This window comes from Pararhizobium sp. PWRC1-1 (assembly GCF_049897905.1).
Classification (GTDB): Bacteria; Pseudomonadota; Alphaproteobacteria; order Rhizobiales; family Rhizobiaceae; genus Pararhizobium.
Genome location: NZ_JAFCXE010000002.1, coordinates 376879 through 398977, shown reverse-complemented (window position 1 = coordinate 398977; position 22099 = coordinate 376879). Strand labels below are relative to the sequence as shown.

Sequence of the window (22099 nt, the reverse complement as noted above, 5' to 3'; positions counted from 1 at the left end):
CCATGCCGTTGATATAGGCGATGGGCCGCGAAATGAGAACTACAAAAAGAAAAGCCGTGAGGGATGGAGGCGTTCCTCACCGCGGCCGTAAAATCGGCAGTTCAGGCAGGCTCTAAAAAATGTGGCAGCAAGTCGGCATGCGTTAGCGCACCACCGATGCCTTCGGCTCGATGCGCTTTTCCGGGACGGGGATTCTGTTGAAGATGGGTTCTGGCTGTGCGGTGGCCTGTTCCGCGGTTGCGACATCGGCAGGGACATCGGCCGGGACGTCGATGGCAGGCTGCTTGGCGGCAGCAACCGTTCCGGTCGTCACGGCATCGCTCGGTTCGGCAAATTGCTGGTCGAGAAACTGATAGGCGATCTTGGCGCCTTCACGGGCCCGGTGGCCGAGCGCAACGAACGTCTCGGTGCCCTTCACACAGACATCCGGTTTTTCGACGCAGATGGCGCTGATATAGCCGAAGGCCTCCGTCGCTGCCGAGACCGTATCGCCGACATCGACTTTCGGGCCTCGCTCAAGCGTCGAGGTGCTGGCCGGATCGAGAAACGGCAGGAGCACCAGCACCAGCGAAAACCAGAATGTTCCTTTGATCAGAAACCACATTGTCTTGCCCATCCTTTGGTAAGGCACTCAAACCTGCGTCCGGTCTCTGCCGGGTTCGCTCCCTTGGCGCCTTGTCATCACACCTTAGGCGGGGATTCGGAACATGCCTTTGCCAAAACCGGTGGCATTTGCACTGTCTTTTCATAAAATGCGAATTATCGGCATTTGAATGGCATTTGCATCGAACTTTAACGGCCGCCATTAAGGTTCAAGGCGGCGGCGGGCTGGCCAAGGCGGTAAATGCGGGATTCGCGGCTGGGTAGTGCTGCCACAGAGGTTAATACGGCGGCGAAAACCACCTGAAATCCGTCGCTTACACCCCATTAACCACAAAAGACAAAGCCCTGGCGATTTGTCCCGGAATGGGATTTTCGGGCGGTTTGACGGGATTTGTCGCAATTTGATTTATCCTTTCATTAAGCCGCCGGTGCGAAATTCGAAGGCGTGAAGTCATCCTTCAAAACGGCCGCGTTGGCCGCAGGAAGATAGCTTCCCTATAAAGGACGGAACCATGACGGGGTCCGGAAAAGAACGAGCGTACAGGGTTAAACGTTGAGCGTATTGCGTAACATTGCTGGCAGGATGGCGTCCCGTGTGGACGACGCCGCGCGCCTTTGGCTACCCCGGCCGGTGGCGGGAGAGCCGGTGGCTGTCCGCGAGTTTGCCGTTGTTCGCGCCGTCGCCGCCGCTGCTCTCATCGCATTCCCGACCGTTCCTCTCGCACTTTCCGCCGCCTTGCCGGTGTCGCTTGCGCTGCCAGTTGGCGCAGCCCTTGTCGGAGCCGCCGCGCTTGTTGCCGCAGCCGGTGGTATTGCCTATGCACGCAACCGGAAAGCGGATTTTCCTGCCGCCGAACAGCCGTTTGAGCCTGCCGGTAATGGCGCCCGGCATTATGATTGTTTTGCCGGCTTGGTGACTATCCATGACGCCCGCGGCTCCGTCACATCCGTCCACGGCCGTGATGCCGAGGCCTATCTGGCCTGGATGCGCAATCCTTCAGGCCGCGGCTTCATCGAGCAGATCCACGTGTCCGATCGCATCGTCTTTCTTCAGGCGATCGATCTTTTGCGGCAGGGCGGCCACCTGGCAACCATCGATATCCGCCTGGAACGGCCCAACGTCTTTGCCGAAGGCGAGCAGTTTGTGCACATGCGCTGCGAAATGACGGCGCTGGGTGAAATCGACGGCGAACTCTCCATTCTCGTCCAGTCGCGCGACGTTTCCGAAGAGGCGCGCCTGCGCTCGGAAGCCGCACATAAGACGCTGCTGGCCGAATCCGCCAACGATGCCAAGACCCGGTTCCTGGCTGCCGTCAGCCACGAGCTGCGCACACCGCTCAATGCCATTCTCGGCTTTTCCGACATTCTGTCGGGTGAATATTTCGGCAAGCTCCAAAACGACCGTCAGCGCGAATATGTCTCGCTGATCAACCAGTCGGGCTCCCATCTTTTGTCGGTGGTCAACACCATGCTCGACATGAGCAAGATCGAGGCCGGCCGCTACGAGCTGATCCCTGAGCCGTTCCGGGTAGCCGATGTGGTCAACGCCTGCGAAGCAATGCTTGGCCTGCAGGCGCGCGAAAAGGGCGTGCAGCTGACCAGCCGGATCATGCGGAATGTCGCAGAGGTGAATGCCGACCAGCGTGCCATCCAGCAGATCCTGATCAATCTGGTCGGTAATGCCATCAAGTTCACCGATCGCGGCGGTCTCGTCACGATAGATGCCGAAGTTGTGGGCACCGATCTCAATCTTGTGGTCAGCGATACCGGCATCGGCATCGCCGAAAACAAGCTGGCAATGCTCGGACAGCCATTCGTGCAGATCCAGAACGACTATACGCGCAAATACGAAGGCACCGGCCTTGGCCTGTCGCTGGTCAAGGGATTGGTGGCGCTGCATGGCGGCCGGTTCGACATGCGCAGCCGGGCAGGTGAGGGAACCGTCGTCACGGTGACGATCGCGCTCGACGGCTCGGGCATCCGTGCCAGCGACGAACAGGAATCTGTGGAACAGACGATGGTGGAATTTCCACCGCGCTTGAAGGAGCATAGACGGGAGAGCACAAACGGTCGGGCACATCCGGAGACGAGCCGGACGGATGCCCGGGAATTGAACGGGGGCGCAGGTCATGACGGCTCGCAAGCGAAAACAGCCTGAGAAAAAGAAGAAGGCGCAACGCGGCCCGGCCCTTGTAGCGGCTGGTTTTGCGATGCGTGGGTTGACTTTTGCCGGCCGCCAGGCGGCGCGCAATCCGCGCGTCTTCGGTGGCTCTCTGGCGTTTGCCATCGCTTTCAGCTTCGTCGCCGCCAATGCCATGTGGTACCAGCCGGGCGCACATCCGTCGCCGTTCATGCGCACGCGTATCCCGCTGAGCGATCCGCAATCGACTAAGATCGGCGCTGAGGACGACAGCCTTGCCCCGCGCAAGGTGACGACATTCGTCATCCAGCGCGAAGATGAAGAGCAGCAGACCGCCAGCATCGAACAGCCGAAGCCGGAGACGGAAACCATTTCACAGGTCATCCAGTCCGCGCCCGCAGCGACGCCTGCGACCGACGCGGCACTTGTGGCCGGCATCCAGAAGGAACTGGCGCGCCGCGGCTTCTATGACGGTCCTGCCGACGGCAAGACCGGCCCGAAAACATCGGCGGCGATCCTGCGCTTCGAAAAACAGGCGGGCCGTCCGGAGACAGGATCCGCAAGCGATACGCTGCTGGCGGCCCTGCAGGGCACGGCCGGTACGCAGCAAACGCGGCCGAAGGCGCTTGCCACGGCAAAACCCGCCCAGCGGCCCTATGAAAATGTCAAGGCAGGCAAGGGAGATCTCGACCCCGTGGCAGCGGCGATCCGCAATGCGGATGTCGATCCGCAATATATCCCCAAGGCCGATATTCCCGCCTCTAGCGAACTGGTGATGAATATCCAGAAAGGGCTGACCAATCTTGCCTATAGCGACGTGTCGATCGACGGTGTCGCCGGTGAGCAGACCCGCTCGGCCATCCGCCATTTCGAAAAGCACTACCGTCTGCCCGAAACCGGCCAGCCGAGTGACAAGGTGCTGAAAAAGATGAAGGAAATCGGAGCACTCTGAGTTTCCCGCGCTCGTTGCAGGTCTCCAAAATTCCCGCTTTTGCTTCGTTAACCCTGTTCGCACAGGTTGTATCGGGGTTGAGGAGAAAATTGGGATGGTAACGACGGCCTTGCGCATACCCGGAATTGAGCCGGGTGACGACGATAGCGATGCGGGCTCAGGTGGCCTCGGACGCGTCATCGCCGATCTGGCGCGTGAAGCAGCCGGTCTTGGCATCGACCTTGTCGATATTGCCGGCGCCATCCAGGATGCGGCGGCGCTGTCTGCCCGCCATGTCGACATCTTTTCCAGTGTCACAGCCACCGCCCGCTCGATTGCCGCCGCCAATGGCGAGGTTGCCCGCTCGTTGCGCGAAACCGATGCGTCGGCCACCAGCGCCCGTACGGTGCTGGGCGAGCAGGGCAAGCGGCTGCAGGGCTCGCTGCTCGAAATCGACCACATGGTTTCAACCACGCGCGAAATCGGCACCATCGCCCGCCAGGCCAACCTTTTGGCGCTGAACGCCGCGATCGAGGCGGCACGGGCAGGCGATGCCGGCAAGAGCTTTGCCGTGGTCGCAACCGAAGTGCGGGCGCTTGCGCTGCAGACATCGCAGACCACTGCCTCGATCCAGAAGACGCTCGGCGAATTGCGTAGCCGCATCGTGCGGTTGACGTCTGCCGGAGAGCAGGCTTCGGCTTCGGCAGAAGGCGTCAAGGAAAAGGCCGGCGGGATTCAGGGCTCCTTTGCCAGCATGGAACAGGTGATGTCGGCGATCCTCGACAGCGCATCGTCTGTCACCGGCACAACCGATGCCGTCGACCGGCAATATGCGGCCTTTGCCGAGCAACTAACCGGTATCGCTGCCGAGATGCACACATCCAGCGGCGCGCTGCAGACGGCTTCCGCCCGGGTCGACGCCGTCGTCGCGGTTTCGGAAAAGATCATCCAGGTGACGGCGAGCGCCGGGCTTGAAACGCCTGATAGCCCCTATATCCGCACAGTATGCGCTGTCGCTGCGACGATTTCCGGGGTCTTCGAGCGCCATGTCGCGTCCGGCAGTATCAGTATGGATGCCCTGTTCGACCGGCAGTACCGGCAGATCGCCGGAAGCAACCCGGCGCAGATGACCACCCGTTTTACCGAGTTTACCGATCGTGTTCTGCCAGCCATCGTGGAGCCGGTCGCCACGTCCGACGAACGCATCGCCTTCTGTGCGCCGATCGACGAGAATGGCTATCTGCCGACCCACAATCGCAAATTTTCCCATCCGCAGCGGCCCGGCGACACCGACTGGAATACTGCCAATTGCCGCAATCGCCGCATGTTCAACGATCGCGTCGGCCTTGCCGCGGGCCGCAGCATCGAGCCTTTTTTGGTGCAGACCTACCGGCGCGACATGGGGGCCGGGAATTTCGTGCTGATGAAGGATATTTCCGCGCCGATCTTCGTCAACGGCCGCCACTGGGGCGGGTTGCGGCTGGCGATCCGGGTTTAGTCTGAGGCGCCGCGAGCGGGACAAGGCAAGCGAAAAAAGGGATATTTGCGCCACGGCTTTGCCCGGTGTATCAGCGGTTCATGCGCCTGAAATCCGATATATTCGTGTCTGCCCTCGTTCGCCGGGTCTTCGGTCTTGGCGGCTACGCAGCCGTTCTGCGCAAGGGCGCGGAGGAGGCGGGGGCGATCTTTATCCGGCAGCGCTCGCGCCTCGGAACGGAAACGTTCTATGCCCCGGCACCGCAGAGTTTTTTCGACGATCCATCACCCGGACGGTTGTTTGAAATCCGGCTGGAGGCTGTCGATGGCGGGACGGTGGACGAGGCGGTTGCCCGGGAAATCCGGTTCGATCCCGATTGCTGGGTGGTGGAAATCGAAGTCGATACACGTGGCGACCTGTTTGATGTCACGGCCGGAAAAGACAGCTGATCTGTTGGACGTTTAGTGCGTGCGGCCGAAAGACCGCTTCGGCTGGCCGGTCTGGGCCGTGCGGGCCGTATCCTGCCGGGCGGCGGCCTGGCGCGGGTCGGCACCCCGGTCCAGTGCGAGATAGGGCTGATGTCCCGGCGCGCTTTTGGTATCCTCGCGTTCGGTTTGCAGCCACCCTTGAACGCGGGCGCGACTTGCCGTGATGTGCAGGGAGGCGAGCAAGGCATCGCCGCGTGTCGCAGCGCCAAAGCGCTCCGCAAGGTCGGGATAAAACGCCGAAAGCACGAAAAGGCTGTCCGCAGCAGACATATCCAGAGCGACAAGCGCCGTGGCGAGCTGTTGGCCGGAAATGTCGAGCAGGATGCGCTCGCCGAGATCCCGGCTTGACGACAGGGCGCTGGCAAGGCTGGCGGCGAACAGATTGGCCTCGCCGGAGCGGGCAAAACGAACCAGCAGTGCCTCGTGCAGCGGGCTCAACGGCTCGATCGCCGGATGTGCCGGCCGGGTGACACGAGCAAGCGAGCGGATATCACCGCGCAGCTTTTCCTCGCGCAGAAGTTTCGCAGTGGTCATTTCCCGCGCGGTCACTTCCGGCTGGCGCTGTTCGGCCGCCAGGGTTGGCGGGGCCGCAGTGGCAGGCTTTGCCGGCGCTGCGGATGTCTGGCGCCGTTCAACCAGCGCATCGACCAGCTGAACGGAGAGATTATCACGGCGGGCAATTGCCGTGGCGTGGGCCGGTCCCTGAGCACGAATGATCTGCATCAGTGTTGCGTCGGTAACCGAGGTCGATCGGGTGAGGAAAATCGCGGCGATCGATACCGGCGCATTGCCGATCTGCAGCGCGACCGACTGCGGCACATGCTGACATTGGGACAGGGCGGCGGCCGCCTGACGGCGGGCTTCATCGCTGGAGGCGGAAAACAGCGGCTCGAATAGCTCGGAGAATTGCTTGAGGTCTGTTCTGCGGGGATGGCGAAGGCCTTCGAAACCGGTCACGGTTGCCATCAGGACCACGTCCTTCAGCCGCCCTGTCTGCGGTCTTTCCAACTCACGAAACCGATCCGTCACGGACACACCCATTCGTACGCAAAACATCACCGTCCCGAATTCGGACAGACGGGTTCCGCCGCTCATCCGAAAGGGTGCCGAAATTCAGACCGACCCGCAGGAGACATCGTCGGACGCCGTGGCTGCTGCCAGTGCAATCGACGCTAAGGCGCTGAAAACATTGGTGCCGACTAAGGCAATGCCGACCCTGCCGTTCATGGCTGAATGATGGTGTCAGAGTAGGGCGACGTGGTTAACATTGCGTTTACCGCAGCGTCAAAGTGGTATTACTTCGGCAGAGAGATCACTTTTGCACAGGTTCTTCGCGGCTCTTCGAACGGATCCTCGTTATCAATCAATGCCCCCGCCTCGGTCATATCGCAGAGCTGGCTATCGGCGGCGTCGGCAATGGCGATCAGGATTTCTTCACGGCTCCAGCCAGCGAGATGCGCCCTTTCGACAAGCAAGAGGATTGCAGGATAGACATTGCGAAGACATTGCCGGCGGCGGTCTTCTCCGGTCCACCGGGGTAAAGGGCTTGGAAACATGCTGTTCTCCCGTCATGAAGGGACAACCCATGCGCGATGATATTGTTCCGTCGCGTCAACGATGAGCAGCCTGCCAAGGGAAACGGGCGGCATTGCGCCGCCCGTTTCTCAAGCATTTGTGAGCTGGAGTTAGTTGCAGTTCACATCGCCTATTCTGCAACGTCCGGGCATGTCATCGCGATGTCCGTTATTGTTAGAGCCGTCGCGGCCACCATTGTTGTTGGCGTCATCCTGACCGCCAAAGTCTCGCTGCTGATCGTTGCGGCGCTGTTGCTGGTCGGCATCTCTTTGTTGCCGTTGCTGCTGCTCGGCATCACGGTTGCGGCGTTCGATGCGTTCACGATCCCGGTCGAGCCGATTGTTCTGCTCTTCGCGGAACTGCCGGTCGTTGTCGTCGCGGCGGCGGTCGATCCGTTCCTGGTCCGGGTCGCGCCGGGGGCGATCCAGCGTAAGGCCGTCATCATCGCTGCGGCGCGGCCGGTCGAACGTGTTGTAATCGCGGCGTGGGCGGCGATCCGGATCATAACGGTCCCGGTCCCTGTCGCGGCGGTAGGAATTCCGGTCCGGGTAGAAATCGCGATTGCGATAGTTGCGGTCCCAGTAGTTTCCAATTTCGAAGGTGATCAGCGGAATGCCGAGATTGTCGTAGTAGTCCGGCTCCACGTAAATGCGCCGCCGCTGGTACTCCGCCTGGATATACCGGCCGGCAACCCAGCCCCTGCCCTTGTAAAAGGATACGTCGCACCATGGGGTGTCGGCAAGGCATCCGTGAATCTGAACGGGTGTACCAGCCCGAATGCTCGTGACGGCCGGATAGCGTGTGCTCGGGCCGGATCGCATGTTGACATTGGTGGTGGCATAGCCTTCTGCCGCCTGCGCGGCTACCGGCAACAGAAACGCTGCCGTCGCAGCGACCGCCAGCAGCGTGGACTTCAATGAAAATGGTCTTTGTGTCGTCATGAGTTGCTCATCCTATCAATCCGGCACCGCTTCGCAGTCGAGTCCGAGCCGTTCAGCGCAAACACCTTTGTTTTTATGTCTTTTTTGAGATGACGCTGTTTTGATGTGCACGTTGCCGACAGGATAAACGCAAAGCTTGTCCGCTTTGTTCCGCAGATCGGCTGAGGCCCGCAGGCGAAATGAAAAGAGCTTTTGCCGCGTAGCGGAAACAGGGAACCAAAGGCAGGCTGGCGCGTTATGGTGGGATCGCAAAAGGAGCCCAACTATGGTCGAAAAGAAATTCTCAGCCGTGCCGAACGAAGCCGTCGCAGAAATCGAAGCCAGCGCGGCGCGGGTCGATCTCGACAACCAGATTGCGGAACTGCGCGCCGAGATTGCGCGTCTGACGGAATCCGTTTCCGCCATCGGTAGCGGTGCTAAGGCCGTGGTGACATCCGAAGCCGAAGTGCTGACCGAGCGCCTGCGCGAGCGCATCCGCGAAGAACCCGTTTCCACATTGCTGGCGATTGCCGGGGTTTCCTTCGTGATCGGCCTTCTGGCGCGGCGCTAAACCGCGGCGCCAGAGCGGAAGGGGCCTGTGTTGTTCCCTTTGGAACAGCCGGTAGATAGTCTCTCCTCTATTCTGTTCATGCAAGCTTTTAATCATGTCCGGCGCTCCGGTGCCGGACATCTTTTGATAGGGCCACATCTTTGCCCACAATGATTTTCATGGTTATGGCAGAGCATAGCGAAGACTGGGTTTGGCCGTTAAGAAACTGTTAACGATCGTATGGCTCAATCGGGCGGCAGCGCAAATCAGGCGATAGCCTGCAATTCAGGCCTAAAATGGCACGCTTGCATGACTGGCATGATATCCGGATCTTCCCGGAAGAAGGAGCAGACGAGAAAGACGCAGATTGTCCGGGCAGCAAGCCGGAATGCGTCAGCCCGAAAACGGGCAGGGTGAAATCGGTCAATCGTTCATCCGTCTCAACCATTTTTGGAGACGAGCATGGCAGAGGTTATCAGATTAGAGGACCGTCTTGTACGGGCACCACCCAAACCCTCAATGGGTCCGATCGTGCCGCAAAAAGCCGAGATCCTGTTGTTTACCGGCATTCGCTACGAACGCCTTGACGGCCACCCCGCCGGAGCATCGGCAAAGCCGCCCGCAGGCAAAGCCAACAAGCACTGATCCATTGGTTTTTGAGTCTCGCTGCAGTGTGCTGGCGAATGCGTGGTTCGTGGCATTCCCAATGCTCTTTGCCGTGACCGCTTCCCGATCACCTGCGGAATGGTTCGCAGCTTGATTCTGCCAGAAAATCGCGGGCTGTCTCTTCAAAACTATCCATGGGCGCCAGTGCACGCAACACGGCGTAGCCCTCTTCATCCGGCATTTCCACCAGGATCGATTGGGCAAGGTTTTCCGGTGGCGCCTTTCTTAGGTCAACCAGCTGGATCGGCGTCGCCATGACCAGGTCCAAATTGCCGTTGACCGCCGTGTGGTCGTTCATGCTGAAAATCTCGTTGGAATTGGCATCATAGATCGACAGAGACCAGAAGGGTACTGCACCCTTGGCAACGAAGCGGGCAGGCCCCCCATCCACCGAAAATCCGCAAACGGCGGTACGCAGGTACGGATCGTCATTGGCAAGGCCCGTTGGTCCCGGTTCAGCGCTCAGCGAAAAGAAGCTGTCCATCTCGTAGAGCCCGAGGACCCGGCTATAGGCGTCCTTGCCGGTAAACCGCGGCAGGGCCAGAACGATGACGATGTGGAGCAGGGCTGCTCCGACAAGACCGACGAGGATGGCAAAGACAATGCTACGCATCGGGGCATCCTGTCTTGACGATCGCCGGCATGGCGAGATCAATCAGACCGGAGGAACCGGCGGTCGGTGTGTCGAGCAGCGTCAGCACCAGCTTGAAGGGGCCGATACGGCGGATCGCCAGCCAGTTATCGGGCTGGGCGGCCGGTGAAACATGGATGACAAAGGTGCTGTCGGGTTCGCGCAGTACGGTCCAGGCGTTGATCGCGGACGGCAAGGCCGGATCGGTTTTGGCCGGCTGATCGCTGGCATTGGCCGTATAAAGCGTCCAGAACCGGGCGGGCGGGGTGGTGCCGATAATATCATAGGAACAGCCGGAGGACAGCTTTTCGCCGGTGCTGTCCATGGCGGCGGTGAACTCCAGGCCTTCCGCCCCGCCATAGAGCAGCTTGCCGGCTCGCGCCCGGTGCGCCTTGGCGTAAGGGTCGGTATTTTCGGTCTGCGCATCGGGAAAGGCAACCCATGGGCCGAGCGCGATCGCGCCAAATCCGACCGTCGCCTTCAGCGCCGAAACGGTCGAGATGATGCCGACGCCGAAGGCGACGATGAGGGCAAGGGCAACGAGAAAGGGGATACGGAACAAGATATTCTACCGTTTGGCGTCGAGACAATGCAGCCCTGCCTTCGAAAAGGCGTTTCTACGTCGCCTCGACCGTCGCACGATTCTGGTCTGAAATCGATCATTGTTTTGAACCATCTACCGTATCGTCGCATCTCGCCGGCGGCATTCACTTGTAGCGAAGCACGGAAACAAATGCCTTGCCGTAATCGGCGATGAGCGTTCCGATCTTCTTTCGCCGGTCCAGGCGGGCTTCTTGTCCTTGTCGCCGTTGATAAGATCGCGGGCTTCGAACCACCTTTGGCTGGCGCCGTTGAAATAATCGACAAGCGTGCCCTTGGAGGGCCGGAACAGGCCGTCCATCATGCCGTGGATGAGGATTTTTGCACCCGTATGCGGATCAAGCACCTTGTCCGGATTGGCATAAAGCGTGTCGCCGAGACCGAAGTGTTTGCCCATCTTCTTGTAATTGACGGCGTGTGTCAGCTGCACATAACCGCGGCCGTAATAGGAATTGCCGTTGGTGTGCCGCGCCGCGTAATTGTAGATGCCTTGGGCCTTGCAGTATTTCGTCACGGCCGTGTAGGCCCCGGCGTCGCTGGTGGCAAAACCTTCGCGGACGGGCTGCATCCGGCCGCCGGTCTCGTGCCAGGCCGTCGCCAGCTCATAGGCCAGCCATTCCAGCGAATCGTAACTTTCGACCGCATCCCAGCTGTCGAAGATGGCGTTGAACCCCTGCTTGCGGTCAGCGGTCAGGGTCTTGCCGTAGAGCTTGGCGCTCGGAAATTTGGCTTCGAAATGGGCGCGGTCGATGATGGGCTCAGACATGATATTCACTCCGGTAACAAAAACCCCAAACTGTCGTGCATTTCTGATGTGAGACGGCGGATCAGCCAGCCGTGACTGCCGCGATCGTCGTTCCCCGGGTAGCGAGTGCATCATGCACGTCCCAGCAGGTGAAAGTCGTCCAATGCGGAACCCGGACCGCCTTGCACTGTTTCTGGAAATCGTCGAGCGCCCTCTGGCTGAACTCTCCCCAATGGCCATCAGCGCCCCATGGGCCGAGGTCGTAGCCGAGAAAGACAAGGATCTTTTGCCGTGCCTGGGTTGACCAAAGGTCTGCCCAGACGTCGGGGATGTCGTCGTCGTCATAGATACGCCGCAGCAGCTTAGCGAAGGAGAAGCCGGCGACATCCTGCTTGTAGCCGGGGCAGATATCGTGGTGGCCATGGTGGTGGCGGACCTCGATATGCTGCCATCGGGCAAGGATTTCCTTGCCGACCGCAACCATCATCTCGAACTGCTCGTCGGTCCACGGCTGCATCTTCATCAGCCATTTGCTGTCGGTGTTGACAGCCTTGATCCAATCGGCTTTGGCGGGTACTCCGGGCCGTTCATAGCCGAGATTGCAGGTTTCAATGCCGATGCAGGCACGTGCGCCGCTTTCCGTCTTCAACGATTTTTTGCCGTCCCATCGCATGACCTGATTCTTGCCGGCATGCCACGAGCGGTTTTCGAGGCTGACATAGCGGTCCACGCCCTCGGCAAATGTTCTGCCGATCCCATAATGTGCCGAGGCTATGCCCTTGCTGGTGGCGCTTGGCCCGCCAAGCACGCTGCGCGTGACCGACAGGCTTTCGATCGCCGTCCAATGCCACGTAACGCCCATCGGCTTGTTGCCGGTGACGCTCGTCCATCCCTTGCTTACGGAATGGCCCGGTTTGAGTGGAATAATCGCGCTATTGTTGTATTTGAACGCCATTTGGCAATGCCCCCCTGTGACACATCCAAGGGTTTAGTAAAATATTAACGATTTCTTTGGAGTCAAGGGTTTTCGCCTGAAATTGCATGTCCCGGTTGATTGTATGATGATTGAAGGTGTGCCGAAGATGGAACTTCGATGCAACTCTTGTTAGAAGTCTTTCAGGAAAAGGCTGCCAAATGGGGAGGAAGTCCATGAGGGTCTTGTATTGTTTATCCGCGGCTGCCGGTTTTTGCTGGGTAGCTCCCGCCATGGCGGAACCGCCGGTATCCGTGGTTGCCGCATTGGACTACGCCAAGCCGGACGTAAGGGCGGCTGAAACTCTGTTTTCAACGCTGGCCAATGCCGATGGAAAGGCTGTTCACCTGCGCCTCGAAATCGTTCCCGGCCAAGCCGAGGGATCGGCCGGTTACAGCCTAATGGCGTCTTCGGGCGGAGCGGATGGCTCGGTAACCTGCGGCAGGGACGGTTTTATGGGCGTGGTCGACAACGGCAAAACCGAATACGAGCTCAATCTCGGCCATCCGGCGAACCACCATACGCAATTGACCATCAGCATCGGCGATCGCCGGAGCTTCCCGTTCAATTCCATCATTTGCGATATCGCCGGCTATACCGAGAATACTTATACGCCGCTGAAGCTCGACGGCAATTTTGTCGTTGCAATCGGAGCTATCCCGACGCAGACGCAGATCCAGCTGTTTCCCTACAATCCCAAATGAACGCGGTTTGGCGGTTCTAAAGTCCGGCGACTGTGCCGGGCGGACCGGCCGGGGCTTTCAGGGCCGGGGCGGTATCAAACTTTTCGCCGATTGATTTCAACAGCCGGGTGACCTCGGAAGACAGCGAACGGGGGCGCACCAGCGGCGGCAGGGCATTTTCGTCGGCCGGTTTTGCGGCTGCAGTCTCGGTTTGCTTCTTCGTCGCATCCGGCCCCGGTAGCGGATTGTCGATGCCGGGAATCGCCCGGTGTTCGATGCCCTGTTCGGCATAGTCCATCAACCGCTTGAAGGTCATGGCAGGCAGCGAGCCGCCGGTCATGTTGTTGGTCGAGGTATAGTCGTCGTTTCCGAACCAGACGGCGGTGGTGTAATCGCCGGTGAAGCCGACGAACCAGGCATCGCGGTAAGCCTGCGTCGTGCCGGTCTTGCCGCCAGCGACGATGCCGTTGTCTAGGGCTGCCTTGCGGGCGGTGCCGATGATCGGGATCTGGGTCAGCATGTAGTTCATCGAGGCATTGGCCTGTTCGCTGACGACGCGCTGGGCGGGCGGTTCGTCGCGGCCGAAATCGTAGAGGATATCGCCGTCATAATTGAGGATCTGGCTGATGCCGTGGCGGCGCGATTGCAGACCGCCGGCCGGGAAGACCGCATAGGCCGTCGCCTGATCCATCACCGTGACTTCCGATGTGCCGAGCGGCATTGTCTTGTCGGTACGAACAGGCGTTTCGATGCCCATTTTCTTTGCGGTTTCGGCGATGATCTCGGTGCCCAGCGTATCCTTGGCAAGCCGCACCGGCACCGTGTTGATCGACTTGGCGATGGCGGTCAACAGGGTGACGCGGCCGGAATAGCTGCCCTTGGAATAGTTTTGCGGCGACCAGCCGCGCCAGGTGATCGGCGCATCGCTGATGGTCGATTCCGGCTTCAGGCCTTTTTCCATGGCGGCCGTATAGGTATAGACCTTGAAGGACGAGCCCGGCTGGCGCAGTGCCTTGGTGGCGCGGTTGAACTGGCTTTCGCCATAATCCCGGCCGCCGACCATGGCGCGCACCGGGCCGCCATTCTCGATCATCACCATGGCGCCCTGTTTGACCTTGTAGGTCTCGCCATATTGCCGAAGACTGGATTCGACCGATTCTTCCGCCGCCTGCTGCAGGCCCATGTCGATGGTGGTGCGGACGACCAGCGAATGCTGGGCAAACGGCGTGGCGATGCGCTTGGCCTCGTCGAAGGCCCAGTCGAGGAAGAAATCCGGGGCTGTGACCTCGGCGCGGTCGATGACCTTTGCCGGGTTGAGGCGCGCGGCAATCACCTGGCCCTCGGTCATCAGCCCGCCCTGGACGAGATTGGTCAGGACCTCGTTGGCACGGGCGCGGGCAGCCGGCAGGTTGACATGCGGCGCATAGCGGGCAGGGGCCTTGAACAGGCCGGCGAGCATGGCGCTTTCGGCCAGGTTGATATCGGTGATGTTCTTGCCGAAATAGAATTGCGACGCGGCTGCCGCCCCGAACGTGCCGCCGCCCATATAGGCGCGGTCGAGATAAAGCCGCAGGATTTCCTTTTTCGACAGGTTGCATTCCAGCCAGACGGCGAGGAAGGCTTCCTTGATCTTGCGCTCGATGGTGCGCTCGTTCGACAGGAAGAGGTTCTTGGCCAGCTGCTGGGTGAGCGTCGAGCCGCCCTGGACGACGCCGCCGGCTCGGGCATTGATGGTCATGGCGCGGGCAAGGCCGAGGAAATCGATGCCGTAATGGTCGAAGAAACGGCGGTCTTCGGTGGCGAGAACCGCCTTGACCAGCGTATCCGGCAACTCGTCGATCGGCACGGAATCCTCGTGGATAATGCCGCGATGGCCGATCTCGTTGCCATAGCGATCAAGGAAGGTGACGGCGAAATCGCTTTGTGCCCGCCAGTTGCCCTTGGTGTCCTCAAAAGCCGGAAGCGCCAAGGCCAGCATCAGCACGGCGCCGGCCGTGCCCCAGGTCATGCCTTCGCCGAGCACCTCGAACAGCGCCTTCTTCCAGCCGCGCATGCGAAAACGGCGGAAGAAGATGGTAATGTCTTCCCACCAGACGCCAAGCCGGAAGCCGGCATTCCAGACGGTCGAATCGATCCACGAATCGATGCGCAGCAGGATATGGCGCTTCCTTGGACGGTCGTCCTTCAGGACGCCGTTTTCCGGGTTCGGGCTGTCGTCTTGGCTTGGATCCTGCAACGCGGTCGCATCCTGATGGCTTCAAGTTCTACAGCGCCGTGCGTCATACGACGCACTAAGGTTCGCTGTAGCGTTCTATACCTGCTGCATAATTCCTTAAACCGATTTCGGTTTAAGGAATTATGCAGGGCCGATATTTGCATGGGCCGGGTTTCTATTCTACGTCAATATCGGTAATGAGCCTTAAAAATCCGGCAATCTTTTGTAAGATTGTCGCTGAAATCCAACAGATGGAAGAATAAAGCGCATGGGCGAACAGCCCTTCTGGAAGACCAAATCGCTGGCCGAGATGAGCAATGTCGAGTGGGAAAGTCTCTGCGACGGCTGCGGGCTCTGTTGTCTCAACAAGCTGGAGGACTGGGATACGGGCGAGATCGCCTGGACCAATGTCGGCTGCACGCTGCTCGACGGGGAAAGCTGCCGGTGCAAGGACTATCCGAACAGGCAGGCGACGGTGCCGGACTGTATCCAGCTGACGCCGGAAGAGGTGGAGACGCTGACCTGGCTGCCGCCGACCTGCGGCTACCGGCTGGTGCGCGACGGGATCGATCTCTACTGGTGGCATCCGTTGATCTCAGGCGATCCGGACACGGTACATCAGGCGGGCATCTCGGTGCGTGGCCGCACGGTTTCCGAAGATGATATCGATGTCGAGGAGCTGGAAGACTATCTGGTGGAATGGCCGCTGACAGTGGGCGAGCAAAGCGCACGGTAAGTGCCGGGTGCGTTGTGGAATTGCGCTGTAAGCGAGGAGAAACCGTTTGGCTCCGGTGTCTTCAGCCCTATAGTCGGGAATGATCGAGCCTGTGTCCCCCGTCAATCTGCTGCCTTTCATCCTGACAGCCGTGGTGATCGAGATCACTCCGGGGCCGAATATGACCTGGCTTGCGGTCATTTCGGCACTGGACGGACGCCGGGCGGGGTTTGCCGCTGTCGCCGGTATTGCATTGGGGCTTTCCGTCATCGGTGTGGCCAGCGCTCTGGGGATGGCAGCACTCGTCCAGTCCTCACCCGCGCTCTACGAGACCCTGCGATGGGCAGGGGTCGCCTTTCTGTTTTATCTCGCCGCGGAAGGGTGGTTTTCTGCAAGCAGGCCGCAGGAAACGCAGACGGGCAGCTATCGCGGCTATTTCCTGCGCGGGTTGCTGACGAACCTGCTCAATCCCAAGGCTCTGTTGTTCTATATCGCGGTGCTGCCGTCTTTCGTGGTGCCGGAACAGCCGGTCATCCACCAGACTTTGACATTGACCGCAGCCTATGTCGCGGTGGCCACCATCATTCATGCCTTGATTGCCCTGATGGCAGCGCGTCTTGAGCCGGTGCTCAACGACCCGCGCCGCGAACGATTGGCCCGGCGCGGGCTATCGGCTCTTCTGGCGCTGGTTGCCGTTTGGTTTGCGCTGACGACGGCGCTGTAGTGGCGGTGTCCAATCTTGCTGGGACGGCTCAAGCAGCGGAGGTCTTGTGACCATTTAACAGACCTTTCGGCGCGACGTTGCGCCAGGCGGTATCCATCACATGGGCGATAATGTCGTCTTCGGCGTCGGTGAAATAGACGGATGTCCAGCCCTTCAGGCCCCAGCCGCCGGGAACCGCAGCGCAGACGCCGGGCTCGGTTTCGAGGAACAGTTTCTGCTGGCCTGGGGTGAACTTGACGACGGCGCGGCCGGCTTCCGGCAGGGACATGAAGATGCGGTTGCCAACGCGAAAGTCGCGTTTGCCGAAATGGGCGCTTTCAACCGCGCCCGGCAGGCCCAAAGCCCGCTTTTCCAGGTCCTCGGTTCTCATGGGCAAAAGTGTAACACGCATCCCGAATTGCGCAAATTCAAGAAAATAATCCTAATAGGAAAATAATCCTTGACCGCGTGACGGTCGTTTGATAGGTTTATGGCACAGTCGGAAAAGTGGGTGAGGCGGATGCTTCGCCGCTCTTGCGGCGCTGATATTACCGGCGCGAGACGCCGGGTTTCCTTATCATTTGAGATCGCGGCCCCCTCATCCGGCCCTGTGGGCCACCTTCTCCCCGCCGGGGAGAAGAGGGTGCAAGCGGCTGTTTTCGCTGTTTCGGCGATGAGCTTTGATTTCCATAGTGGTCACCCCACCCCGGAGCTGCGCTCCGACCCTCCCCCTCAAGGGGAGGGTTAAGTTTCTAGGACATTGTCATGACGTCTGATCTGGATTTCGATCCGGAGCTGTTTGGCCTGTGGCCGAAGGCGCCGGTGTATGGCGGGGCGTGGCCGCAAGAGGCGGATGCCGCGCTTGAGGATGTTGCCCGCCGGGTGATCCTCGAGACCAAGGCGGAAGCCGTGTCACCGCTCGATGACCTGCAGGACATGCTGAACGGCATGACCAAGGAATTGCGCGAGCAGATGCAGCAGTTCCAGCGGCTGCGGCGTCTCTCCGATGACAAAGCGGAGGCGGCGGGCGAGGAGATCGACCGCAAGCTGATCCAGGCCGACGCCAAGGCGAGCATCGAGGCGATGTCGGTGATCGTGCGGACGCTGGAAAAGATCGACAGCCTGCAAAGGACAATTGCACATGACCGGCAGGTGATGGCTGAGCAGGACTTCGACCAGGCGGGTTTTGAAAAGCTTCAGGCCGAGTTCGAAGCCCGGGTTGAAAGCCGAGCACAGGATATTGCCCGTGAACGCGAACAACAACGAGCGAGAGAAGCTGCAGCTGAATTCATTGAGGTGGAGCGTTCGCTTGCCGAGCAAGCCATCGGCGACGCCCGGTCCAGTGGACCGTCGTAAGCGGAGCCGGGCAAAGACATTGACTGGAAAGAAGGACGAGGTCGGTGCATTTTACAGTACGGAAGTGGGCTGGATGCTCGATGCGCACATCAAGACCGAGCGCTTGCTGGAACGGCTGACGGGTAACCTGCTGCGGGGTGATCAGGAGCCGTTTCCTGCCGTAGAGAGTGTCGGAGAAAACTGTCGCGATGCGGCACCCGATAGCGCAATCGACGAGCCGGTGAGCGGCACAGTGGCCTATCACGATGGCAACGCAAAAGGATTGGCCATCGGTATCGGCGATACGGTCCCGACCAGCAGAAATCTTCCCCACGAGGCAAGCTCACCAGCGGGACATGCGGAAGCGGCAAGAGCTTTTACGATCGCCGACTCTGCAAAAATCCAGCGTGTGCTCAGTGCTTGGAATAATACCGGCCGTTCCGAACAAAAACCGCCCGAAGGTGACTGGCGCGTCTGGCTTTTGATGGGCGGGCGCGGGTCGGGAAAGACGCGGGCGGGCGCCGAATGGGTGCAGGAGCTGGCGGCCGGCAAGGCGGCGCGGCCGGGATTGCGGATCGCGCTGGTGGCCGAGACGCTGGGCGATGCGCGCGAGGTGATGATCGACGGCGTTTCCGGCATTTGCCGGATTGCGCGCAACAACCGGCCGGACTTCGAGGCCTCGCGGCGGCGGCTGGTCTGGCCGAACGGCACGGTGGCGCAGATCTTTTCCTCGGAAGACCCCGAAAGCCTGCGCGGGCCGCAGTTCGACTATGCCTGGTGCGACGAGCTCGGCAAATGGAAACACGGGCAGGAGACCTGGGACATGCTGCAGTTTGCCCTGCGGTTGGGCAATCATCCGCGCGCTTTGGTGACGACGACGCCGCGACCGGTGCCTGTGCTGAAGGCGCTGATCGCCGACCCCGGCACCACGACATGCCGGATCCGGACCAGCGACAATACCGCCAATCTGGCACCGGGATTTCTCTCAGCCATGGCCGGGCGCTACGGCGGCACGCGGCTGGGGAGGCAGGAACTCGACGGCGAGATGATCGAGGATCGCGAGGCTGCGCTCTGGTCGCGCGCCGGGATCGAGGCGTTGAAACTGCGCGATACCGGGCCACTTGGCCGCATCGTCGTCGCGGTCGATCCCCCGGCTGGCATGGGGCGGGAATCCTGTTGCGGTATCATCGTGGCGGGGCTCGATCGCACCGGGCGCGGCGTGGTGCTGGCCGATTGTTCGGTCGAGGGCGCAAGCCCGGCCGGATGGGCGGGTGCGGTGGTTCGCGCGTACAAGCGTTTTGACGCCGACCGGATCGTTGCCGAGGTCAACCAGGGTGGCGACATGGTGTCTGCCGTACTGCGCGGCATTGATGCGCCGCTACCGGTGACATCAGTCAGGGCATCGCGTGGAAAATGGCTGCGGGCGGAACCGGTGGCAGCACTCTACGAACAGGGCCGGGTGGTGCATGCCGGATCGTTTCCGGCACTGGAAGACCAGATGTGCGATTTCGGGCCGGACGGATTGTCGTCGGGCCGCTCGCCCGACCGGCTGGATGCGCTGGTCTGGGCGCTGACAGCGCTGATGCTGGACGGCGGCGGCGAGCCGCGGGTCAGGGGGATTTGATGGGCTTGGAAAGCGGGTGCCGATGGATCGATGTTGCGAGCACTTGGCGGTCACCCCACCCCGGAGCTTTGCTCCGACCCTCCCCCTCAAGGGGAGGGTGTCGTGCGGCAGAACTGCGAAATTACTTAGCCGATGCCGTGGCAGCGGGCTTGGGTGCCGTCGATGCGGTTTCGCGGATCTGGCGCCACTCGTTTTCGAGGCGTTCGAACTGGGCCTGGGAGATTTGCTGGGTCGGCATGGGCGATCCTTTCGTTCTTTCTGCAACGACCGACAACGCAGGCCGAGACGGAAGGTTCCGCTTCGGTTGTGCGCGGGCGATCGGAAATTCCGGAGAGGCGATCAGCGCTTGTCGTCTTCGGTCGCGTATGATTTCGGCTCGGCGGTGGCGTTTGCACGCATCTGCTGCCAGGCATTTTCGAACCGGTCGAGGATGTGCTGCGGTACCGTCGAGCGGGTGGTGTCGGCCTGTATCTTGCTCTGAGCGTTCATTCGATCCTCCTCGATCAAGGCAATATCATATTGCTAAATCCAGATTTCACATCCCAAAGCCAAAGTAAATCAGGGCATTAAACAGTTTAAACGATTTAAATTGATTAAATCGATTTAGAGTCACGATATTTTTCAAGCCTTTTGACCGGAAGTGGAGGGTGGAGGATGTTGGCGCGAAAAACTTTCTTCGAGGCAGTGCGTGTTTCCCTGTTCGATGGCGTGCTGAAACGGCGCCAAGTGATCGGGTTGACGGCGATTCTCGATCGCGTCGGGGTTGCAGCAGGGATCGACGATCGCTGGCTCGCCTATATGCTGGCGACTGCGCATCACGAGACCGGCCGGACCATGCAGCCGGTGCGCGAAACCTTTGCCAAAAGCGACGCGCGGGCGATTGCTCTTCTTGACAGCGCATTTGACAACGGCCGGCTGCCCTCTGTGTCCGTGCCTTACTGGCGGCGGGATGCCGAGGGGAAGAGCTGGCTGGGGCGTGGGCTGGTGCAGCTGACGCACAGGGTGAATTACGAAAACATGACGCTCGCAACCGGGATCGACCTGGTGTCCCGGCCGGAGCGGGCGATGGAAATGGCCGTTGCCGCCGACATCCTGTTCATCGGCATGCAGACCGGCGCGTTTACCGGCCGCAGGCTGGGGCAATACTTCTCCGCAGACCACGAAGACTGGACCGGCGCGCGGCGGATCATCAATGGCCGCGACCGGGCGGAACTGGTGGCGGGATACGGCAGGCGATATCTCGCCGCGATCCGGCAGGCGCGGGTGGAATAGAGGCGTCAGTTTTCATCCCGATTTCAGGCCGCGCTTGGGCGGCACTCAAGGATAGCGAGATCATGAAAAATCCATTCCGTCTGCCGTGGCGCCGCCCGGTGGAAAGCGACCCTTCACGCGAAACCAAGGCGGCCTCAAGTTTCATTGCGATTGCGCAGGAAGGACGGGCGCACTGGACCGGGCGGTCCTATGCGGCATTGGCCCGCGAAGGGTTCATGCGCAATCCGGTGGCGCACCGGGCAGTCAGGCTGATTTCGGAGGCTACGGCCAACGTGCCGTTGCTGGTCTACGAGGGAACGCAGGAGCGAAGCGAGCATCCGGTGCTGGCGCTTTTGGCACGGCCGAATGGGCGGATGGGGGGACATGATTTCCTCGAGACGCTCTATGGCCATCTGTTGCTGTCCGGCAATGCCTATGTCGATGCGGCCGAGATCGGCGGCGTGGTGCGCGAACTGCATCTGCTGCGGCCGGACCGGGTGCGCATTCTCGAAGGGCGGGACGGCTGGCCGGAGGCTTACGAATACCGGGTTGGCAGCCTGGTGCGGCGGATTTCGGCCGGGGACGACGGGTTGCTGCATCTGAGGCTGTTTCATCCGCTCGACGATCACCTTGGCTTTCCGCCGCTGGCGGCGGCACAGATGGCGCTCGACCTTTCCAATGCGGCGGCGACATGGAACAAGGCGCTGCTCGACAATTCGGCCAGGCCTTCGGGCGCGCTGGTCTACCAACCGAAGGAGGGCGGCAATCTTTCGGCCGACCAGTACGACCGGTTGAAGAGCGAGCTGGACGAGGGCTATTCCGGTCCGATCCGCGCCGGGCGGCCGCTGCTCTTGGAAGGCGGACTGGACTGGAAGGCGATGGGGCTTTCGCCGAAGGACATGGATTTCGTCGAGGCGAAGAATGGGGCAGCGCGCGATATCGCGCTTGCCTTCGGGGTGCCGCCGATGCTGCTCGGCATTCCCGGCGACAACACCTATTCCAACTATCAGGAGGCCAACCGGGCGCTCTATCGGCTGACCGTTTTGCCGATGATTTATCGTACGGCGGCAGCGCTGTCGGGGTGGCTTTCCGGGCGGTTGGGCGAGACACTGAAACTGGTGCCGGATCTCGACCAGGTGACCGGGCTGACGGGTGAGCGCAGCGAGGTCTGGGGGCGGATGAAGGACGCGGATTTCTTGAGCGACGAGGAGAAGCGGCAGGCGGTGGGGTATTGAGGGCGACACTTGAGAGATGGGTGTCTTGGTATTTTGTTA

The 22099-nt window shown here is 60.7% G+C and carries 24 protein-coding genes; 13 read left to right on the top strand and 11 right to left on the bottom strand.

Features of this window, described 5'->3' with window-relative positions; translation table 11 throughout:
* Positions 1-142: 142 nt before the first annotated feature.
* Positions 143-604, bottom strand: coding sequence for a DUF5330 domain-containing protein (locus ACP7E0_RS05590; RefSeq protein ID WP_426123492.1), 462 nt, complete (start codon positions 602-604; stop codon positions 143-145).
* Between the two features lie 582 nt (positions 605-1186).
* Here ACP7E0_RS05590 and ACP7E0_RS05585 point away from each other — a divergent pair.
* The 4 genes from ACP7E0_RS05585 to ACP7E0_RS05570 all read left to right on the top strand — a co-directional run bounded on the left by ACP7E0_RS05585 (position 1187) and on the right by ACP7E0_RS05570 (position 5600).
* Positions 1187-2761, top strand: coding sequence for a sensor histidine kinase (locus ACP7E0_RS05585; protein ID WP_426123620.1), 1575 nt, complete (start codon positions 1187-1189; stop codon positions 2759-2761).
* Positions 2733-3695 (top strand): peptidoglycan-binding domain-containing protein, encoded by a 963-nt coding sequence (locus tag ACP7E0_RS05580; protein WP_426123491.1) that lies wholly within the window; start codon positions 2733-2735, stop codon positions 3693-3695. The genes ACP7E0_RS05585 and ACP7E0_RS05580 overlap by 29 nt, the downstream gene beginning before the upstream one ends.
* Before the next feature lie 94 nt (positions 3696-3789).
* On the top strand, positions 3790-5172 hold the full coding sequence (locus tag ACP7E0_RS05575) for a methyl-accepting chemotaxis protein (RefSeq protein ID WP_426123489.1): 1383 nt from the start codon (positions 3790-3792) through the stop codon (positions 5170-5172).
* Between the two features lie 80 nt (positions 5173-5252).
* Entirely contained in the window at positions 5253-5600 is a 348-nt protein-coding gene (locus tag ACP7E0_RS05570) for a DUF1491 family protein (protein ID WP_426123488.1), read from the top strand.
* Between the two features lie 12 nt (positions 5601-5612).
* Here the strand turns inward: ACP7E0_RS05570 and ACP7E0_RS05565 are convergent, their stop codons facing one another.
* From ACP7E0_RS05565 to ACP7E0_RS05555, 3 genes are all read right to left on the bottom strand, one after another.
* A complete protein-coding gene (locus tag ACP7E0_RS05565; protein WP_426123486.1) occupies positions 5613-6695 on the bottom strand; it encodes a DUF2336 domain-containing protein in 1083 nt (360 codons plus the stop codon).
* 239 nt (positions 6696-6934) lie between these two features.
* A complete protein-coding gene (locus ACP7E0_RS05560) occupies positions 6935-7195 on the bottom strand; it encodes a hypothetical protein (RefSeq protein ID WP_426123485.1) in 261 nt (86 codons plus the stop codon).
* Positions 7196-7324: 129 nt separating this feature from the next.
* Positions 7325-8155, bottom strand: coding sequence for an SH3 domain-containing protein (locus ACP7E0_RS05555; protein ID WP_426123484.1), 831 nt, complete (start codon positions 8153-8155; stop codon positions 7325-7327).
* Between the two features lie 265 nt (positions 8156-8420).
* Between ACP7E0_RS05555 and ACP7E0_RS05550 the strand changes: the two genes are divergently transcribed.
* Together ACP7E0_RS05550 and ACP7E0_RS05545 are read left to right on the top strand one after the other, a co-directional pair.
* The gene (locus ACP7E0_RS05550; protein WP_426123482.1) at positions 8421-8705 is read left to right on the top strand and encodes a hypothetical protein; all 285 of its coding nucleotides are present in this window, start codon (positions 8421-8423) and stop codon (positions 8703-8705) included.
* 441 nt (positions 8706-9146) lie between these two features.
* Positions 9147-9329, top strand: coding sequence for a hypothetical protein (locus ACP7E0_RS05545; RefSeq protein WP_426123481.1), 183 nt, complete (start codon positions 9147-9149; stop codon positions 9327-9329).
* Positions 9330-9417: 88 nt separating this feature from the next.
* On the opposite strand, the gene ACP7E0_RS05540 is transcribed toward ACP7E0_RS05545, so the two are convergent.
* The 4 genes from ACP7E0_RS05540 to ACP7E0_RS05525 all read right to left on the bottom strand — a co-directional run bounded on the left by ACP7E0_RS05540 (position 9418) and on the right by ACP7E0_RS05525 (position 12281).
* A complete protein-coding gene (locus ACP7E0_RS05540; RefSeq protein WP_426123479.1) occupies positions 9418-9963 on the bottom strand; it encodes a DUF1254 domain-containing protein in 546 nt (181 codons plus the stop codon).
* Positions 9956-10543: a DUF1214 domain-containing protein gene (locus ACP7E0_RS05535; RefSeq protein WP_426123478.1), complete on the bottom strand. Its 588-nt coding sequence runs from the start codon at positions 10541-10543 to the stop codon at positions 9956-9958. The genes ACP7E0_RS05540 and ACP7E0_RS05535 overlap by 8 nt, the downstream gene beginning before the upstream one ends.
* 114 nt (positions 10544-10657) lie before the next feature.
* Complete coding sequence (locus tag ACP7E0_RS05530) at positions 10658-11347, bottom strand: glycoside hydrolase family 19 protein (RefSeq protein WP_426123477.1); 690 nt, start codon at positions 11345-11347, stop codon at positions 10658-10660.
* Positions 11348-11408: 61 nt separating this feature from the next.
* On the bottom strand, positions 11409-12281 hold the full coding sequence (locus ACP7E0_RS05525; protein ID WP_426123476.1) for an N-acetylmuramoyl-L-alanine amidase: 873 nt from the start codon (positions 12279-12281) through the stop codon (positions 11409-11411).
* A 251-nt stretch (positions 12282-12532) separates the two neighbouring features.
* Between ACP7E0_RS05525 and ACP7E0_RS05520 the strand changes: the two genes are divergently transcribed.
* Positions 12533-13003, top strand: coding sequence for a hypothetical protein (locus tag ACP7E0_RS05520; RefSeq protein ID WP_426123475.1), 471 nt, complete (start codon positions 12533-12535; stop codon positions 13001-13003).
* Positions 13004-13019: 16 nt separating this feature from the next.
* Here the strand turns inward: ACP7E0_RS05520 and ACP7E0_RS05515 are convergent, their stop codons facing one another.
* Complete coding sequence (locus tag ACP7E0_RS05515; protein WP_426123473.1) at positions 13020-15218, bottom strand: transglycosylase domain-containing protein; 2199 nt, start codon at positions 15216-15218, stop codon at positions 13020-13022.
* A 247-nt stretch (positions 15219-15465) separates the two neighbouring features.
* Between ACP7E0_RS05515 and ACP7E0_RS05510 the strand changes: the two genes are divergently transcribed.
* Both ACP7E0_RS05510 and ACP7E0_RS05505 read left to right on the top strand, forming a co-directional pair.
* On the top strand, positions 15466-15933 hold the full coding sequence (locus tag ACP7E0_RS05510; protein ID WP_426123472.1) for a YcgN family cysteine cluster protein: 468 nt from the start codon (positions 15466-15468) through the stop codon (positions 15931-15933).
* A gap of 79 nt (positions 15934-16012) precedes the next feature.
* A complete protein-coding gene (locus tag ACP7E0_RS05505) occupies positions 16013-16636 on the top strand; it encodes a LysE family translocator (RefSeq protein WP_426123471.1) in 624 nt (207 codons plus the stop codon).
* A 28-nt stretch (positions 16637-16664) separates the two neighbouring features.
* On the opposite strand, the gene ACP7E0_RS05500 is transcribed toward ACP7E0_RS05505, so the two are convergent.
* Positions 16665-17006 carry an MmcQ/YjbR family DNA-binding protein gene (locus ACP7E0_RS05500; protein WP_426123470.1) on the bottom strand — a complete coding sequence of 114 codons (342 nt, stop codon included), beginning with the start codon at positions 17004-17006 and terminating at the stop codon, positions 16665-16667.
* Between the two features lie 374 nt (positions 17007-17380).
* Between ACP7E0_RS05500 and ACP7E0_RS05495 the strand changes: the two genes are divergently transcribed.
* Entirely contained in the window at positions 17381-17971 is a 591-nt protein-coding gene (locus tag ACP7E0_RS05495; RefSeq protein WP_426123469.1) for a hypothetical protein, read from the top strand.
* A 19-nt stretch (positions 17972-17990) separates the two neighbouring features.
* Entirely contained in the window at positions 17991-19574 is a 1584-nt protein-coding gene (locus ACP7E0_RS05490; RefSeq protein ID WP_426123468.1) for a DNA-packaging protein, read from the top strand.
* Positions 19575-19913: 339 nt separating this feature from the next.
* On the opposite strand, the gene ACP7E0_RS05485 is transcribed toward ACP7E0_RS05490, so the two are convergent.
* Positions 19914-20063: a hypothetical protein gene (locus ACP7E0_RS05485; protein WP_426123467.1), complete on the bottom strand. Its 150-nt coding sequence runs from the start codon at positions 20061-20063 to the stop codon at positions 19914-19916.
* Between the two features lie 165 nt (positions 20064-20228).
* Here ACP7E0_RS05485 and ACP7E0_RS05480 point away from each other — a divergent pair, with 165 nt between their 5' ends.
* Both ACP7E0_RS05480 and ACP7E0_RS05475 read left to right on the top strand, forming a co-directional pair.
* A complete protein-coding gene (locus tag ACP7E0_RS05480) occupies positions 20229-20846 on the top strand; it encodes a hypothetical protein (RefSeq protein ID WP_426123466.1) in 618 nt (205 codons plus the stop codon).
* Positions 20847-20908: 62 nt separating this feature from the next.
* Positions 20909-22060, top strand: a complete 1152-nt coding sequence (locus tag ACP7E0_RS05475; RefSeq protein WP_426123465.1) for a phage portal protein — start codon at positions 20909-20911, stop codon at positions 22058-22060.
* Positions 22061-22099: the final 39 nt, after the last annotated feature.

Coding starts and splice junctions, on each gene's coding strand:
- ACP7E0_RS05590 (WP_426123492.1), bottom strand. CDS start 604: ATGTGGTTTCTGATCAAAGGAACATTCTGGTTTTCGCTGGTGCTGGTG.
- ACP7E0_RS05585 (WP_426123620.1), top strand. CDS start 1,187: ATGGCGTCCCGTGTGGACGACGCCGCGCGCCTTTGGCTACCCCGGCCG.
- ACP7E0_RS05580 (WP_426123491.1), top strand. CDS start 2,733: ATGACGGCTCGCAAGCGAAAACAGCCTGAGAAAAAGAAGAAGGCGCAA.
- ACP7E0_RS05575 (WP_426123489.1), top strand. CDS start 3,790: ATGGTAACGACGGCCTTGCGCATACCCGGAATTGAGCCGGGTGACGAC.
- ACP7E0_RS05570 (WP_426123488.1), top strand. CDS start 5,253: ATGCGCCTGAAATCCGATATATTCGTGTCTGCCCTCGTTCGCCGGGTC.
- ACP7E0_RS05565 (WP_426123486.1), bottom strand. CDS start 6,695: ATGTTTTGCGTACGAATGGGTGTGTCCGTGACGGATCGGTTTCGTGAG.
- ACP7E0_RS05560 (WP_426123485.1), bottom strand. CDS start 7,195: ATGTTTCCAAGCCCTTTACCCCGGTGGACCGGAGAAGACCGCCGCCGG.
- ACP7E0_RS05555 (WP_426123484.1), bottom strand. CDS start 8,155: ATGACGACACAAAGACCATTTTCATTGAAGTCCACGCTGCTGGCGGTC.
- ACP7E0_RS05550 (WP_426123482.1), top strand. CDS start 8,421: ATGGTCGAAAAGAAATTCTCAGCCGTGCCGAACGAAGCCGTCGCAGAA.
- ACP7E0_RS05545 (WP_426123481.1), top strand. CDS start 9,147: ATGGCAGAGGTTATCAGATTAGAGGACCGTCTTGTACGGGCACCACCC.
- ACP7E0_RS05540 (WP_426123479.1), bottom strand. CDS start 9,963: ATGCGTAGCATTGTCTTTGCCATCCTCGTCGGTCTTGTCGGAGCAGCC.
- ACP7E0_RS05530 (WP_426123477.1), bottom strand. CDS start 11,347: ATGTCTGAGCCCATCATCGACCGCGCCCATTTCGAAGCCAAATTTCCG.
- ACP7E0_RS05525 (WP_426123476.1), bottom strand. CDS start 12,281: ATGGCGTTCAAATACAACAATAGCGCGATTATTCCACTCAAACCGGGC.
- ACP7E0_RS05520 (WP_426123475.1), top strand. CDS start 12,533: ATGGCGGAACCGCCGGTATCCGTGGTTGCCGCATTGGACTACGCCAAG.
- ACP7E0_RS05510 (WP_426123472.1), top strand. CDS start 15,466: ATGGGCGAACAGCCCTTCTGGAAGACCAAATCGCTGGCCGAGATGAGC.
- ACP7E0_RS05505 (WP_426123471.1), top strand. CDS start 16,013: ATGATCGAGCCTGTGTCCCCCGTCAATCTGCTGCCTTTCATCCTGACA.
- ACP7E0_RS05500 (WP_426123470.1), bottom strand. CDS start 17,006: ATGAGAACCGAGGACCTGGAAAAGCGGGCTTTGGGCCTGCCGGGCGCG.
- ACP7E0_RS05495 (WP_426123469.1), top strand. CDS start 17,381: ATGACGTCTGATCTGGATTTCGATCCGGAGCTGTTTGGCCTGTGGCCG.
- ACP7E0_RS05485 (WP_426123467.1), bottom strand. CDS start 20,063: ATGAACGCTCAGAGCAAGATACAGGCCGACACCACCCGCTCGACGGTA.
- ACP7E0_RS05480 (WP_426123466.1), top strand. CDS start 20,229: ATGTTGGCGCGAAAAACTTTCTTCGAGGCAGTGCGTGTTTCCCTGTTC.
- ACP7E0_RS05475 (WP_426123465.1), top strand. CDS start 20,909: ATGAAAAATCCATTCCGTCTGCCGTGGCGCCGCCCGGTGGAAAGCGAC.